Raw genomic sequence first — 14,883 nt, 5'->3', positions numbered from 1 at the left:
GCCGCCTTGCCGCCGGTTCAGTAACCGCGGGCCATGTCGACCGTCTCCGGCAGCCCGCCCGTTTCCCGCCATGTGCGAACATTGCCGGCCACGATCCGGGCCGAACTTTCCCGGCTTGTCGGCGCGGAAATATGCGGCAGGACCGTAACTTTGGGATGCTGCCAGAAGGCGGAAGCGGCGGGCAGCGGCTCCTGCTCGAAGACATCGAGAACAGCGTGCGAAAGCCTGCCGGAATCAAGCGCCGCAATCAGGTCATCGGCGACGATGACCGCGCCGCGGGCGAAATTGATGAGTGCCGCGCCCTGTTTCATTGCGGCGAGACGGGTGGCATCAAGAAGACCGCGCGTCGCATCGGTAAGGGGCACGAGGCAGACGAGAATGTCGCTCTTTTCCAGCAATGCCTGCAGCCCGGCATCGCCGGTCAGCGTTTCCACGCCCTCTATCGCCTTGGCCGAACGGCTCCAGCCTGCAACGTTGAAACCGGCATGGATGAGGCGCTCCGCCGCAGTTGTGCCGAGGGCTCCGAGGCCGAGGAGACCGACGGTCATCTCGCCGGGGTGGCGATAGTTTAGCTCCTGCCAGAGCGCCTTTTTTTGGTTTTCGCGATAGGCGGGCATGTCGCGCTGCAGATAATAGGTCCATGCCAGCACGGCTTCGGCCATCACGCGGGAAAGCTCCGGGTCCTTCAGCCGAACGATGGGGGGTGCCTTATCGCCCAGTTCCAGCACCAGCCGCTCGACACCCGCCCACAGGCTGTGGATCCATTTGAGGCCCGGAAGTGCCGCGATATCGGCCGGATCGGGATTGGCGACGATGGCGAAATCCGCTGCCCGGCGCTGTTCGCCCGACAATTCGGAAAAGGAAAGGATTTCCTCCTGCGGCATTGCGGCGCGCAGCGCCTCTTTCCAGACGGCTTCCGTTTCCGCATTCATCCGTGAAACAAAGGCAATGGGTGATGGCATGGTACTGATCCTGCTTGCGATTTTAGCTTCATGCCATAAATGCGCAATTTCAGGGGGCAATGCCATGGGTGGAATGGGGGAATTTGTGATTCTTCCGTCATGCCGGACTAGATCCGGCATCCAGCCGCCGCGCGTCTGCGCGGCGTCAAGACTTCTTTTCAGCCCAAGGACTTGGGCTGGCTGGACCCCGGCTCGGGGCCGGGGTGACGGAGTGTGGATGCAACCGGCCTGTTAAATCTTCACCATTACGCATCTTCCTTTACCGGCGGCTTCGCATCGCCGTAATAGGCCGAGAATTTCTCGTGATAATGCTCCGAACCGCCGGGGCCGGCATAACGCTGCAATTCCGTCATGTCGGTCTTATTCAGCACGATGCCGAGCGTCTTGTGGGCGATCTGCGGTTCGTTGGCCATCAGGTTCTGCACCATCTGGATCGGCGTCTTGCCCCATTCGGTGACGAAGACGAAACCGTCCACCTGCGGCGCAAAGGCCTTGGCGTCGATGACGGGAACCACGGGTGCAAGGTCGACGATGATGTAATCGCAGGCCTCTCGCGCGGAGTCGATGAACTTGCGCATGCCGGAGGAAGACAGCAGCTCGCTTGAATGGGCGAACTGGTTGCTGGTCGAAACCGGCAGGATGCCCATTTTCGTGCGCGTATCCACCTTCACCGCCTGCGTCCATGGAACTTCATCGAGCACCACTTCGACGAGGCCGGCGGATTGCCGTGTCGTCAGCATGCGGCTGAGGCCGGGATTGCGGATATCCGCATCCACCACCAGCGTGCGCTTGCCGGTGGAGGCGATGAGACCGGCGAGATTGAGTGCCACGACCGACTTACCCTCGTTCGGCAGGCAGGAAATGACGCCGATGACCCGGCACTGGCGCTCCTGAATGACGACATCTGCCGTGAGTTTCACGTTGCGGAGCGTTTCCGCAAAGCTGGAACGCGGGCTGTCGACGGCAAGGCGCAGCATTTTCTGGAACGAGACCTGTCCGCTTTCGTCAAGCGTCGCATTCTCGCCGCCGGGGGTGGCGGCGCTGTTGCCCGCCTTGGCGTTTTCCACGCCCCTTTCACCGATGAAGGGCAGGTAACCGAGAAAACGCATGCGCAGATTGTCACGCACATCATTGCCGGTGTGGAAGAAGCGATCCCGGAATTCGAGAAGCGCTGCGATACCGCCGCCGAGCATCAGGCCGAGAACGACCGAAAGCGCCATGGTCATGGTCTTTTTCGGGCTGGAAGGCGATGTCGGCAGGCCGGCTTCGGAGATGATGCGGGCCTTGGCGATTGGCAGCGACTGCTTCTGGGAAGCCTCCTCGAAGCGGCCGAGATAGGACTGGTAGAGGGTGCGCAGCGCGGTTGCCCGCTGCTCGAGTTCGCGCAGCTGGACCATGGTGATGTTGGCTTCGGAATTACGGCCAGCCACCCGGTCGATATTGTCGCGCAGCGACTGAACGCGGGAATTTGTGACGTCGTATTCGTTCTTCAGGCTGCCAGTAAGCTGCTGCAGTTCCTGATAGATCTGCCGCGAAACCTCTTTCTTCTCTGCGTCCAGCGCGACCGCCTGCGGGTGGTCGGCGCCGAATTGCTGGACGATGCCCTGCTGCCGGTCGGAAATGGTGATGTAGCGTTTGCGCAGATCCTGAATGACCGAATTATCGGTATCACGGGCCGAAACGACGGCATTGTCGACGGCCGCATCCGGCCCCCTGTCGATGATCGATTTATACTGGTTGTAACGGGCCGAGGCCGTCGCGGCATCGGCCTGCGCGGCAATCAGCTGGCCGTTCAGGTCGGCAAGCTGGCCTTCGGACATCAGCTCGCCGCGCGAGGAGACGATGTTGTTGTCCGACTTGAATTTCTGCACCGCCAGTTCAGCCGCCTGGGCGCGCTGGTTGAGGTCCGTCATGCGTTCCTGCAACCAGACGGAGGCGCGTTCGCTGGCGTCGAAATTGGCGTTCAGCTGTTCGGTAAGATAAGCCTGCGCATAGGTCTTGGCGATTTGCGCAGCGAGCTGCCGGTCGGTCGAGCGGGTGGAGATGGCGATGACCGAGCTGCGGCCGACACGTTCCACCGTCAGCGACTGCTGCAGCACGGCGGCGGCCTTTTCGCGGCGTCCGGCGCGGATTGCGGCTTCGGAGACCGGCGGATCGCCCGGCAGCACGAGGTCGAGGATGCCCCGAACGGAGGATTTGACGAGTTCGACCGGCGACATCGGCGGATTGACGATGGTGTCGTTCTCATCGAGCCTGGCCTTGTCGACCACCGTCAGCGCCATTTCCTTGGATTTCAAGATTTCCACGGCGCTGGCGATGCGGTTGTCGACGATCTGCGCGGCGGGCACCGGCGATTCCTCTTCCGCATAACGGGAAAGGCTTTCATCCAGGAGCACCTGCGTCATCGCGGTGTAAACGGGGGTCGCAAGCACCAGATAAAGGCCGGCCAGAACCACGGCGGCGATGACCGAAGCGGCAATGACATTGGCGCGACGCACCACGGCGGCCCACAGGCGGTCGAGGTCGATGAACGTATCGGAATCCTTGCCGGACTCCGGAAAACCGATGTTGGATTTAAAGGTCTTGTGGTGCATGGACCTACCTTGTGAATTAAAATGGTACGCGGGAAGCCGAACACATGCTCGCCTTCCCGCCTCCCGTTATTGGTGCGCCGGCCGCCTCCCCCGGCGGCGCGATTAAAGTCAGGCCGCCTGGACGCGGCTTTCGTGGTTCGCCACCAGTTCCTTCACCGAAGCGAGAACCTGGGCTTCCATGTCCGCGCGCAGCAGCGAGAAGGCGACGTTGGCGGCGATGAAGCCCTGCTTGCTGCCGCAGTCGAAAGTGCGGCCGCTATATTTCTGCGCATGGAAAGACTGCTTTTCGGCAAGGCGCTTCATACCGTCGGTCAGCTGGATTTCATTGCCCGCGCCGCGTTCCTGCCTGGCGAGAATATCGAAAATTTCCGGCTGCAGGATGTAACGGCCATTCAGGTAATAATTCGAAGGCGCCCTCGAAGGTTCCGGCTTTTCGACCATTTCGGTGACGGCGAAGCCATGATTGACCTTCTGGCCGACGCCGACGACGCCATAGGACGAGACTTCTTCCGGCAGGCATTCCTCGACGCCGAGAATATTGCCGCCGACTTCATCGTAAAGCTCCATCAGCCCGGCAATGCAGCCGCGTGCGCCATAGGAAACCATGTCAGGCAGAAGCAGGGCGAAAGGCTCCTTGCCCACCAGTTCGCGTGCACACCAGACGGCGTGGCCGAGACCGAGCGGCACCTGCTGGCGCGTATAGCTGACGGTGCCGGCAACGGGCAGCATCTTTTCCAGCTGCAATACCTGCACGGTCTTGCCGGAGCGGGTGAGCGTGTTGATGAGTTCCGGCGCGCTGTCGAAATAGTCTTCGATGGCGGTCTTGTTGCGGCTCGTCACGAAAATAATGTGCTCGATGCCGGCCTGCATGGCCTCGTCAACGGCATATTGGACGACTGGACGATCCACGATCGTCAGCATTTCTTTCGGCATTGCCTTGGTGGCGGGCAAAAACCGTGTGCCGTTGCCAGCTACGGGAATGACGGCTTTTCTGACAGTTTTGTTCAGGTCCATCGCGTTCTCCTTCATCAAGGTTTGATCTGTCCCCAGTCCCCGCGCAGATTTCGTCCACGCGTAAATTCACGAAATCTGTCTTTTCACCCCTGTATTCGCTGCGGGCGCTAACATCGCGTCCCGCAGCCTCCTCAGCCGCACTGCAATCGGCATTCGCAAATGTCCCAGCACGGCAGGATCCCTTATCGTGGTCTTCAAGGCGCCGAGTACCGAGCGGCTCTTGATGTTTTCCACCAATGTCAAAAAATTATGCGCCAGCCGCAGGCTGCGGGCTCTCGCCTGCTGCGCATCCATGGCGGCGGGCAGCAAAGTGTAATGGCTCAGGAATTCCTGATCCGCCCGCATCATCGCTTCGACGTGATGTAGCTCGAGCACGCGCGAAATCGAGCCTTCGCGAATATTGTAGACATAACCCGGCTTCGGTTCGATGACGCAAAGACCGCCGGCGGCGAGCGCCGAGGCGAGCAGGATATAATCCTCGCCGATGCGGATGTCCTCGCGGAAGCGCAGCCCCTCGCTATTGAGGAAATCACGCCGGAACATCGGTTTCATGTAGCCGAAGTTGAAGGTGGCGCGGAACAGGATGTTGGAGGAAATGAAGTCCTCGAGCGTGAGAACCGGCCGTTCCTCCAGAAATTCTTCCGGAAACATCGTCTCCATGGGCCTGCCGTCGGTATAGACGACATCGAGATTATCGACCGCAATCGCCGCATTGGCGGCTTCCGCCCGGCACATCATGCAGGCGGAGCGCTCCGGGCGAATGACATCGTCGGAATCGAGCACGGCGATCCAGCGTCCGGTCGCGGCTTCGATACCGGCATTGCGTGCCCCGCCCGGACCGAGGTTTTCGGCAAGAGCAAGCAGGCGGACGCGCGGATCGATGATGGCGATAGCTTCCACGAGCGCAATGGTGTCATCGGCGGAGCGGTCGTCGACGACGATCACTTCCAGCGTCACACCCTGCTGGTCGAGTGCGCTTTGAATGGCGGCTTCGATCGTATCGGCGGCATTATAGGCGGCGATGACGAAGCTGATATCGGGCGGCGAGGCAAGGTTCTCCATCAGGTCGCCTCCACCACGCCATACTGGCGGATTTCACGCACGCCGAAGGCGCCGCTCATCGAGCCCATATGCAGTGCGCCACGCAGCGCATAACGGTTGCGGCGCACGGCGTTGAAGCCGTTCAAGGCGGCGAAGACGGCGCAATACAGCACTTTCGAACCTGCCTTCAGCACCTGCACCACGCGGCGTATACCGGGTTTCCTGTCCGCCAGCACGCGGCCATGGGTCTGGCCGGAGCGGAAGCGGCGTTTGGCAAGCCACATGAAGCTTGCGCGATTTTCCGGCACCGGTTCGGACAGCATGGCGTCTTCCGCAAAAACGATGCGGCCGCCCGCGGCGTGAAGGTGCGAGAAGAAATGGGTGTCCTCACCGCCGCTCTGGCCGAGCGCCAGCGCGAAGCGCCGGCCCTTCACCGATGGCGCATCCATCTTGAGCAATGTGTTGCAGGTATAGCCGGTGATGATCTCGCCGTTCACCCAGACCGGAACTGTCGAGTGGAAATCGCCGCGTTTCATCCAGCCCGGCGCATTGTCCCGGTAAACCGCCGTTACGGGGCCGAGAACGGCCTCCGCACCGGTTTCATCGGCCTTTTCCAGAAGGGCAGCCAGCCAGTTCGGCGGGGCGGTCTCGTCATCATCGATGAAGGCCAGATAATCCGCCTTGCATTCCGACAGGCAGGCATTGCGGGCAATCGAAATATTCGATTTCGGGCAATGCACATAGGTGATCTCGAAGGGTGCTGTTTCGCGCAGGCGATCGACGCTCGCCTTGGCGCTCGGCTCCTCGTCATTATCGGCAACAATCAGCCGAACTTTCACGCCTTCCGGCACCTCCAGTTCGAAGAGTGACAGAAGTGTGGCGATAAGTGCCGGGCGTCTGTAGGTGCAGATGCCGATATCGACGGTTTTCGAATCATCTGTGCGGGTGACGGTGTTGTCGGTCATGAGACAGCCTTTCTTCCCCGGAATTTCAGGAGTTCCAGCCAGAAGCCGGTGGACCAGGCCAGATGCATCACCATCGCCGAAAAGGCGGCGAGCGGGCCGTATGGGTTTTTCTGACCTATTGCCATCCACAAGCCATAACCCACACATGCGGCGATCCAGAGGCCGAGCGGAATAAGTGCCGCCCAATGCACAAGCGACAGCAGCGCGAGGATGAAAACCGGCAGCACGGCGAGCGGGATCATCTGGCGGATTTTCGGGATAGAGCGATGTTTCAGCAGGTTCTTCGCCCGGCCGCGGCCATAGGCGAGATATTGCCTGAAGAGCGGCATGACGCTCGCACGCGGATAATAGGTCATGCGGGTCTTGTCGGTCATCCAGATGAGGAAACCGGATTTGCGCAGGCGAAAATCCAACTCGGCATCCTCATTATGGCTGAAGCTTTCATCATAACCGCCCACCGCATCAAAAGCGGCGATCCGCATCAGCGCGTGGTGGCCATGGTCGATCCAGTGGCCTTTCGCGCCTTCGCGGTGCTTGGAGCCGCCATTGCCGAGCTTGGAATTCTGGGCGATGGCCGTCGCCTTCTGGAACAGGCCGTGGCCGACCGTATCCATGGCGACGACGACGGAATCCGCGCCGGTGCGCTCGGCATCCTCGATCAGCCGCTGGCAATAATCATCGGGATAATCGCCATGGGCGTCGATGCGGATGAGGTAGTCGAAATCCTCGCCGAAGGTGGCGACGGCAAGATTGATGCCGGCGCTCTGGATGCGCTTCGGATTGGGAAGAAGCGTCACGCGGTCATCCGCCGCCGCGAAGGCGGAAACGATATTGGGGGTTCCATCCGTGCTGCCGCCATCGGCAACCACGATGCGGAAAAGACGCCCCTGCATCGCGCCGGTGAATTTGACAAGCAGCCCCTCGATCGTCTTCGCCTCATTGAGGCAGGGAATGACGATCAGCGTTCTGATGCCGGAATGACCAAGACCTTCCATGATTTGCCCCCTACGCACTACACGGGTGAAAACTGCGCTTCACGGGCATGGCCGGAAGCGGATTTGGCGAGAGAGGACAGTTGCTGAACCAGCAGACGGCAATCGTCGCGGTCGGTCAGCCATTGTTTCCTGTCTGTTGCCGAGAGGGTGTTGAAGGCGTCCGCATAGGTTTGCGGGTTCATCCGGTTAAACAGCGCGGCGAGATCGCCAGCGCCCGCATGTTGCAGCACGAAGCCGATATCGCGCTTTTCGATGAAGCGGGCGGTTTCCGTGCCGGCCAGCGCAATCGGCAGGGCGCCATAGAGGCAGCCTTCGTAAAGCCGGTTGGGCAGCAGCCAGCTGGAATTCTGGCCTTCCTCGAAAAAGTCTATCGCCCAGGTGAATTGCACCTCGTTATAGATGGCGGCAAGGTCCTCGGGGTTCTTGTAAGGCCCATGGAAATGCACATGCGGGGCAGCGGCCACGAAGCCGTCGAAATCGGCAAATTCCGAATAGGCCGGCCGGCCGCGCAGGATGATTTCGACCTTGCCCTCCATTCGACGGGCAAATTCGGCAAGGATTTCCAGCGATTTGCGGCAGCGCAGCGCGCCGAACCAGCCGATTTTCCATGGTTCGCCTGGGGCGGGAGCGCGTGGTTGCGGCGTGGCGGCAACGGCCGCATCGAGCGCCAGCACCTTGTTTTCCTGCAGCAGGACGGGAAGATCGAGGCCCGACACGGGCTTGAAATAATGCTCCACGAAGGCCGGAGAGCTGGTGATCAGCAGCTTGGCGTCGCGTGCGAAATAACGCTGCGCGGCATTCAGCATTTGCCCGGGCTTGCCCGTGTTGAGAAGCAGGCGGTGAATGTCGAGACACTCGTAAACCAGCGCCGGCTGTCCGGCATAGATCGACATGGCCCGCTTTGCCAGCGCCAGCATTTCCAGATTTCTGGCAAGAATGACATCGGGGGCGGGGATGCCGCTCAATGTCTCGCCGAGCGAAAGGCTGGCTTTCGCCACCGCCGCCATGCGCTGCAGAAACTGCCCGTCGGCGGTTTCCCCGAGCACGACGGGTAAGACGCCTTCGATCTCCGCCAGTCGGTTCTGTCCGCGCCGGAAGCCCGCCAGCGTCACCCGCGCCCCACCCGCAAGCAGGGTCAGCACCCGCCGACGAATGGCGGGGTCCGACAGATCATGCGCGAGATATAGAACATGGGTCATGCAAGGGTCCGGTTGGTTCATGCGTCAGAGACGCCGCGGATGACGGTTTGGTTCAAAAAAATCAGTTGAGGGCGCAGGCAATGGATTCCGGGAACTGACATTTGTCGCCAAGCGCGGTGAAGGCAAAACGATCAACGACCATCTGCGTCGCGCCGGAATAGGAAAACTTGCCCATCCAGTCCTTCAGCGTATCGGTGCCCCACAGGCTGAAGAAAATCTTCTGGGCATTCTGGGGGATTTTCGACTCATCCGTCACTTCATGGACGAGCTTGCCGTTGACGTAATAACGCAGGCGCTGCGGTTCCCAGACGAAGGCGTAATCGTTGAAGCCGGCATCGGCTCCGCCTTCCACCGGCACCAGCTTCTCATTGCCGCCCTTGGCGGAAATATACTGGTTCAGCTGCACCTGGCCCGTATTCCTGCCCAGCACCTCGAAGTCGATTTCATCGTGCGGCTTCTTGTCGGTCGGGCCGATATAGGTGAAGAAGGCGGAGTTGAGGCCTGAGCCGGTGGCGGCCTTCATGCGTGCTTCATAGGTGCCGTAACGATAACGCCCCTTGGTCTGGATTTCACCGCAGGCGAATTTGCGGTCGCCGGCCTTGGCTTCTTCGAAACCGAGTGTCAGCTGGCCGTTTTCCACCGTCGCCAGTTTCTTCGACCAGGTGCAGTTTTGATGCGCGCCATTGTTCCAGCCGTCGGAAACGTACCAGAAGCTTCTGTCCATGGAATCGAAGTTCTCGATGAAGGATGCGCCATTGCCTTCCTGTGCCTGGCCGGGCGTCGCAAAGGGAGCAGCCAGAAGGGCCGCGGCGAGAAGAATGCGTGTCTGAACGCGGGTGACAAATGTTGTCATTGGTTCACCTCTGTCGTTGCGAATAAAGCGTTTCGGATGTCGGCGGGCCGATCATGGCGGCCCGTTTTGCCGCAAAGTCGGCCTTCGTCTTGCCTTTGCCGCTACGGCTTCCGGTCAGCACGGCATAGACGGCCGGCAGGTATTTGCGGGTCTGGGAATTGCTGACCACCAGAATGACGAAGGCGGAAAGCGTCGCGCTGATATAGAAGGCGGGGTAGAAATCCGGCCCGCCCTTGTTCCACACCATCCACATGATGACGAGCAGCGGATAATGGGCGCAGAAAATCCAGAAGCTCAGGCTGCCGGTTTCCGCAAGCCGCTGACCAAGGCGGCTGCGGATCAACAGGGCGGAAGACGCCCAGAAACCGAGCGCGCCGAAAACGGCAAGCAGATTGCGCGACATGTTGAGCCAGAAGGTGAATTCCGGGCCGGTGAAATAAAGTCCCGTCGCCAATATGGCCGAGGCGGCAAAGGTCAGCGCCATGATCGGCACGGCGTAGGGGTCCAGCGCCTTGACGTCGATACGATGAAGCGCCAGCGCAATGCCGAGCGAGAAGCTGAAAAGAATGGATTTCTTCTGGACGATGAAAATCGTCAGGTCTGGCATGGCGGTGATGAAGAGCAAAATGGCGAGCGTCGGCAGGGCGAAACGGCGCATCAGAAAGGCGAGCACTGGCGACAGCAGGATGCAGACGAAGAGGTCGCGCAGGAAATAAAGCGGCACATTCACCGGCAGTTCCTCAAGCGCCGTTCCGTGGCTGATGATTTCACGGGGGCTCGCATTCCACAGATCGGGGAAATACCCAACGCCGACATCGAAGAGCTGGATCAGCAATACGGCTGCAAACAGCGCGCCGTTCCACAGAAGGAAAGGCAGCAGCACGGTTTTCGACTTGGAACGGATCGTCGCCGGATAATCGAAACCGCTCATGCCGCGGCGAAACAGCAGATAACCGGAAATGGCGCTGAGACAGGGCACGCCGATGCGAAACAGCGCATCGCCCAGAAAAACCCGCAGCCAGTCGAAGAAACCGTAAAGGCCGAGAAATGGGCTGGTTTCGGCATCGTGCGGCACATGGACGAACACGATCCCGGAGATCAGCAATATGCGCATCAAATTGATACGGGAGGATAGGTTCTGATCGACAGTCACATCAGTCACCCCTATTGGGCGGCGTCCACCCACGCCGCGTTGCAACCAGAGCGAACTTAAGCCCGCACTGGAAAGTCTGGTTTCGACTTTGGGATAAAATGTGGCGACGCGGGAAAAACACAAGCTTAGATTTTGCGGGTGAATGTCTGGCGTTCCGGTCATTCCTGTTGCTGTGAAAATTCAAATGTCTGAAATTACTGGAATTTTTATAAATATCGCCATCGTTAAAAATCGCCTAAGCGTGTGAAATTGTCATTTGTCGTGATATTGCGCTGCAAAAAGAACCGCCATCCCGTCCTGCCGCGGTGAGGAAAATCACCGCGGAAAAGGCCGGTTAACGGCGGAAATGAGGCGCGTTTTTCTGCGGTTGAACTAACCCTGAGTTGCGGCATCCCGCATACGCCGCGATTTGACCATTCCGAGAATTTTCCCGAGCAGCGCCCGTTCGGTCAGCAGGATCAGCACCGCATAGATGACGCCGCCGACGGCAGCGCCGATGAGAACCTGAAGCGTGGCATTGGGAACGCGTTCAGCCAGAAGGTGAAGCAGATAACGCACCGCAACGGCCATCACCAGCGCTGCGATCATCGGCCGGCTGCTGACATAAAGGCCGCGGAAGAAGGGGGTATCGCTTGCCTTGAACACCGCCCAGGAATAGGCGACCAGCGTTACCGCGTTGACGATGCAGAGCCACACCATCGCGTCGATCAGGGTGCCATAAAGCGCGGCAAGCCAGACCGCGACGGTTGTGACGATGGCGCGGATCGTCGCCGACCAGAACAGCACGCGGCCGTAACCTGCTCCCTTCAGATACGGGATGAAGGTGCTGCACGGCGTCAGAATGGCCTTGGACAGGGCGAGCAGACCGAGGACAGGCCAGGCATAGGCCCAGTTCTGCCCGAAGATGACAAGCATGGCCGGCTCCGCCACGGCCCAGAGGCCAAACATCATCGGTGCCAGGAGCACGGTCAGCACCTGCGTACTGAACATCAGCGCATCGCGCCGGCGTTGCGGGTCGTCCATCATGCGGCTGAAGGCGGGAAACAGGACACCCATGACGGCCGACAGAACCACCTGGTTGGGAATGCTGGCAAAGCGGTTGGAGGCGGAATAGGCGCCGGCATCCGCCAGCCCAAGATGCCGGGCAATAACCACCATCGGCGACTGGAAGGTAACGAAATTGGCGATTTCCGAGCCCATCAGCCCCGAGCTGAAGCCGAGAAGCGGCACCAGCCGGCGCGGTTTCATGACGAAACGCGGGCAATAGCGGGAAACGGCATAAAGCCCGACAAGCCGGATGAGGGCTGCGGCGAAAAGCTGGATGATGAGCGCCCAGACGCCGAAGCCGAGAAGGGCGAGAGCGACGGCGACGACCGCCGCAATGCTTTCCGACGCCATGCTCCAAAGCGCATCCTTGCTGAAATTCATGCGCCGGGCGAGCAGCGAATAGGCGACATCGCCTGCGAGCTGCAGCGGAATGAGGAAGGCCATGATGCGCAGCAGGTAAGCGCTTTCCACCGCGCCCAGAAGCCCGCCGAAAAATTCTGCCCAGATGTAGAGGACGGCGGCCATGGTGCAGGAGATGGCAAGATTGGCCCAGAAGACGGTATGGATCGTTTCCATATCCTCTTCCTTTTCGACGATGAGGGCAGAGGTCAGCCCCGCGCCGGCGATCATGGTCAGAAACTGTACAACCGTTAGTCCTACCGCCACCACCCCGAATTCCTCCGGGGAAAGCAGTCTTGCGAGAATTGGGACCGTGACAAATTTAAGCCCGAATGTCCCTGTTTTTGATAAAACGCTCCAGCCGACATTCGTGGTGATGGTCTTTACATTTGGCGCTGGGGGCATACAAGCATCCTGTTTCTGGAGGCCGGCGGGAGGAAAGCCGGTTGGGAGTTGCCGATACCATCGGGGCCGCTTTTAGGATCGGGCCCGACACTTCTTGATCAACGCAAGGGGCGAAACAATGGCAAGATTTACTGTCGTCATTCCCTACTACCAAAAGCAGCACGGTGTCCTGGGACGTGCACTCGCATCGGTTTTTGCGCAGACTTACCAGGATTTCGATCTTGTCATCGTCGATGACGAATCGCCATACCCGATCGATCAGGAACTTGCGGAACTTTCGCAGGGTGAGAAAGACCGGATTCTCGTCATTAAGCAGGCCAATGCCGGCCCGGGCGGCGCCCGCAACACCGGTTTGGACAATGTGCCTGACGGCACCGACTATGTCGCCTTTCTTGATTCCGACGATATCTGGACACCCGATCATCTGCAGAATGCGGCCTTTGCGCTTCAGACCTATGGCGGCGAGTGCTACTGGGCATCCATGCAGGCAAGTGACGAATTTTATTATCATTTCGCCATTTCCGAGCTCGAGAAAAATGAGGGTGCGGCGAGGCTTTCCGAGAGGCCGCTGCTGATCGAACTGCCGGATCTGGCAAGTGTGATGCTGCGCAACTGGAGCTTCCTGCATCTCTCCTGCATGGTGATCGGCCGTCCTCTTTTTGAGAAAATCCGCTTTGACCCGGCGCTTCGTCTGGCGGCGGAAGACGTGCTGTTTTTCTGCGATTCCATCCTGGCATCGAAGCGCACGCTTCTGTGTGACGACGCCGGCGCGATGCGCGGAATGGGGGTCAATATCTTCCACAGCATCGACAATACCTCGCCGGAATTCCTGCGCCAGCAGTTCAACACCTGGGTCGCGCTCGATACGCTGGAGGGGCGTTTTTCGCGCCGGCCGGACGATGTCGCCTCCATCGCTTCCTATAAAAACACGGCGCGCAAACAGGCGCTGTGGAGCCAGGCGGGCAATCTGAAACGGCGCAAGGCACCCGAATTCGGACTGCTCCTGAAATGGGCGATGCGCGATCCGGCACTGCTGCGCGCCGCGTTCGAGCTCGGTGCTGGAAAAATCGTCCGCTCCAGATGAGCGAATTCTCGCCCGCAAGAATTTATATGTTTTTTCACCCAGGAGTGACCTCATGAAACCTTACCACTGGGAATCTCATCACGGAAATTTCGGTGACGATCTCAACCTTTGGCTGTGGGATTTTCTGCTTCCGGGCCTGCGCGATGTGCATGACGACGTCATGCTCGTTGGCGTCGGCACCGTGCTGAACGACGTTCTTTTGCCCGCAAAGCAGCGCAAGCTGGTGATCGGCAGCGGCTATGGTTATGGCGCGGTGCCGGATACCAGCACCGAGTTCTGGGATATTCGCTGCGTGCGCGGCGAAAAAACCGCCGCGAAGCTGGGGCTCGCGCCCGAAAAGGGCATTGTCGATCCGGCCGTCATGGTCACCGAGATGCCCGATTTCAAAGGCCTGCCGAAGCTCTACAAGAAGACCTTCGTTCCGCACTGGGAATCGGCGGAATTCGGCATGTGGGAAACCGTCTGCGAACCGGCGGGACTGACCTATCTCGACCCGCGCGGCGAGGCGAAAGCGGTGATCCGCGCCATCGCCCAGTCGGAATTCATCGTGGCCGAATCCATGCATGGCGCAATTCTTGCCGATGCCTTCCGCGTGCCATGGGTCGCGGTCAGCACCTCGCCGTCGATCAACAGCTTCAAATGGAGCGACTGGGCCGGTAGCGTGGGTGTCGAATATCAGCCGCGCTATGTGCCCGTTTCAACCCGCGCCGAGGCGGCGAAAAAGGGCTCGCGCTTCTGGGGCATGAGCTTCCCGCCGCCGCCTGGCCCCGTCATTGCCGAGACCGGTTCCGTTCCGGCGCATGAAGGCCCGGCGCATGAGGGTGACGTGCTGGTGCGGCCGCAGGAAACGCAGCCTCGGTCATTGCGCAAATTGGCCAAGCAGGTGCTGGCAGCACCTTCCACGCTGGCGCTCTGGCAGGCAAGCCGCGCGGAGCCGCGTCTCAGCCCGGATGGCCGGCTGGAAGAGCGCAAGGAGCGTTTCGCCGCCGTTCTGGAAACGGTGAAGCGGGATTATCTCTGAGGGCGAAGAGTGGATGCGGCAGAGAATTTCTGCCGCCTTCGCTTGAGGATGCCATCCTCTAGGGTCTCTATCGTCATGCTCGGGCCTGTCCCACTGCTGTCCGGTTTAAATTTGGTGGACATGGCGCACGGTGTTGATTCTACTCGTATTC

Annotated in this window: 12 protein-coding genes; 2 read left to right on the top strand and 10 right to left on the bottom strand. The window is 60.0% G+C overall.

Features of this window, described 5'->3' with window-relative positions; all coding sequences use genetic code 11:
- Positions 1-17 precede the first annotated feature (17 nt).
- The 10 genes from BTE54_RS19630 to BTE54_RS19585 form a co-directional block, all read right to left on the bottom strand.
- Entirely contained in the window at positions 18-962 is a 945-nt protein-coding gene (locus BTE54_RS19630) for a glyoxylate/hydroxypyruvate reductase A (protein ID WP_078053663.1), read from the bottom strand.
- Positions 963-1,207: 245 nt separating this feature from the next.
- Complete coding sequence (locus BTE54_RS19625) at positions 1,208-3,556, bottom strand: polysaccharide biosynthesis tyrosine autokinase (RefSeq protein ID WP_078053662.1); 2,349 nt, start codon at positions 3,554-3,556, stop codon at positions 1,208-1,210.
- A 108-nt stretch (positions 3,557-3,664) separates the two neighbouring features.
- Positions 3,665-4,570, bottom strand: a complete 906-nt coding sequence (locus tag BTE54_RS19620; protein ID WP_078053661.1) for a UTP--glucose-1-phosphate uridylyltransferase — start codon at positions 4,568-4,570, stop codon at positions 3,665-3,667.
- A gap of 66 nt (positions 4,571-4,636) precedes the next feature.
- Positions 4,637-5,632 carry a glycosyltransferase family 2 protein gene (locus BTE54_RS19615; protein WP_078053660.1) on the bottom strand — a complete coding sequence of 332 codons (996 nt, stop codon included), beginning with the start codon at positions 5,630-5,632 and terminating at the stop codon, positions 4,637-4,639.
- Positions 5,632-6,576 (bottom strand): glycosyltransferase family 2 protein, encoded by a 945-nt coding sequence (locus tag BTE54_RS19610; RefSeq protein ID WP_078053659.1) that lies wholly within the window; start codon positions 6,574-6,576, stop codon positions 5,632-5,634. Before BTE54_RS19610 ends, BTE54_RS19615 begins: the two co-directional genes overlap by 1 nt.
- On the bottom strand, positions 6,573-7,571 hold the full coding sequence (locus BTE54_RS19605; protein ID WP_078053658.1) for a glycosyltransferase family 2 protein: 999 nt from the start codon (positions 7,569-7,571) through the stop codon (positions 6,573-6,575). Before BTE54_RS19605 ends, BTE54_RS19610 begins: the two co-directional genes overlap by 4 nt.
- A gap of 17 nt (positions 7,572-7,588) precedes the next feature.
- Positions 7,589-8,770, bottom strand: coding sequence for a glycosyl transferase family 1 (locus BTE54_RS19600; RefSeq protein WP_078053657.1), 1,182 nt, complete (start codon positions 8,768-8,770; stop codon positions 7,589-7,591).
- Between the two features lie 61 nt (positions 8,771-8,831).
- Positions 8,832-9,623, bottom strand: coding sequence for a glycoside hydrolase family 16 protein (locus tag BTE54_RS19595; RefSeq protein WP_078053656.1), 792 nt, complete (start codon positions 9,621-9,623; stop codon positions 8,832-8,834).
- A gap of 4 nt (positions 9,624-9,627) precedes the next feature.
- Entirely contained in the window at positions 9,628-10,776 is a 1,149-nt protein-coding gene (locus BTE54_RS19590; RefSeq protein WP_078053822.1) for an acyltransferase, read from the bottom strand.
- A 372-nt stretch (positions 10,777-11,148) separates the two neighbouring features.
- A complete protein-coding gene (locus BTE54_RS19585) occupies positions 11,149-12,627 on the bottom strand; it encodes a lipopolysaccharide biosynthesis protein (protein ID WP_078053655.1) in 1,479 nt (492 codons plus the stop codon).
- 118 nt (positions 12,628-12,745) lie between these two features.
- On the opposite strand from BTE54_RS19585, the gene BTE54_RS19580 reads away from it, so the two are divergent.
- Positions 12,746-13,711 carry a glycosyltransferase family 2 protein gene (locus BTE54_RS19580; protein ID WP_078053654.1) on the top strand — a complete coding sequence of 322 codons (966 nt, stop codon included), beginning with the start codon at positions 12,746-12,748 and terminating at the stop codon, positions 13,709-13,711.
- 52 nt (positions 13,712-13,763) lie between these two features.
- The gene (locus BTE54_RS19575) at positions 13,764-14,732 is read left to right on the top strand and encodes a polysaccharide pyruvyl transferase family protein (RefSeq protein ID WP_065657384.1); all 969 of its coding nucleotides are present in this window, start codon (positions 13,764-13,766) and stop codon (positions 14,730-14,732) included.
- Positions 14,733-14,883: the final 151 nt, after the last annotated feature.

The organism is Agrobacterium sp. YIC 4121 (assembly GCF_002008205.1).
In the GTDB taxonomy this organism is placed as follows: Bacteria; Pseudomonadota; Alphaproteobacteria; order Rhizobiales; family Rhizobiaceae; genus Agrobacterium; species Agrobacterium leguminum.
Note: the sequence above shows the minus strand (reverse complement) of the source record. Positions and strands in the feature narration are given on the sequence as shown.

Excerpts from the sequence above, each read along its gene's own strand:
- BTE54_RS19630 (WP_078053663.1), bottom strand. The coding sequence starts at position 962 with ATGCCATCACCCATTGCCTTTGTTTCACGGATGAATGCGGAAACGGAA.
- BTE54_RS19625 (WP_078053662.1), bottom strand. The coding sequence starts at position 3,556 with ATGCACCACAAGACCTTTAAATCCAACATCGGTTTTCCGGAGTCCGGC.
- BTE54_RS19620 (WP_078053661.1), bottom strand. The coding sequence starts at position 4,570 with ATGGACCTGAACAAAACTGTCAGAAAAGCCGTCATTCCCGTAGCTGGC.
- BTE54_RS19615 (WP_078053660.1), bottom strand. The coding sequence starts at position 5,632 with ATGGAGAACCTTGCCTCGCCGCCCGATATCAGCTTCGTCATCGCCGCC.
- BTE54_RS19610 (WP_078053659.1), bottom strand. The coding sequence starts at position 6,576 with ATGACCGACAACACCGTCACCCGCACAGATGATTCGAAAACCGTCGAT.
- BTE54_RS19605 (WP_078053658.1), bottom strand. The coding sequence starts at position 7,571 with ATGGAAGGTCTTGGTCATTCCGGCATCAGAACGCTGATCGTCATTCCC.
- BTE54_RS19600 (WP_078053657.1), bottom strand. The coding sequence starts at position 8,770 with ATGACCCATGTTCTATATCTCGCGCATGATCTGTCGGACCCCGCCATT.
- BTE54_RS19595 (WP_078053656.1), bottom strand. The coding sequence starts at position 9,623 with ATGACAACATTTGTCACCCGCGTTCAGACACGCATTCTTCTCGCCGCG.
- BTE54_RS19585 (WP_078053655.1), bottom strand. The coding sequence starts at position 12,627 with ATGCCCCCAGCGCCAAATGTAAAGACCATCACCACGAATGTCGGCTGG.
- BTE54_RS19580 (WP_078053654.1), top strand. The coding sequence starts at position 12,746 with ATGGCAAGATTTACTGTCGTCATTCCCTACTACCAAAAGCAGCACGGT.
- BTE54_RS19575 (WP_065657384.1), top strand. The coding sequence starts at position 13,764 with ATGAAACCTTACCACTGGGAATCTCATCACGGAAATTTCGGTGACGAT.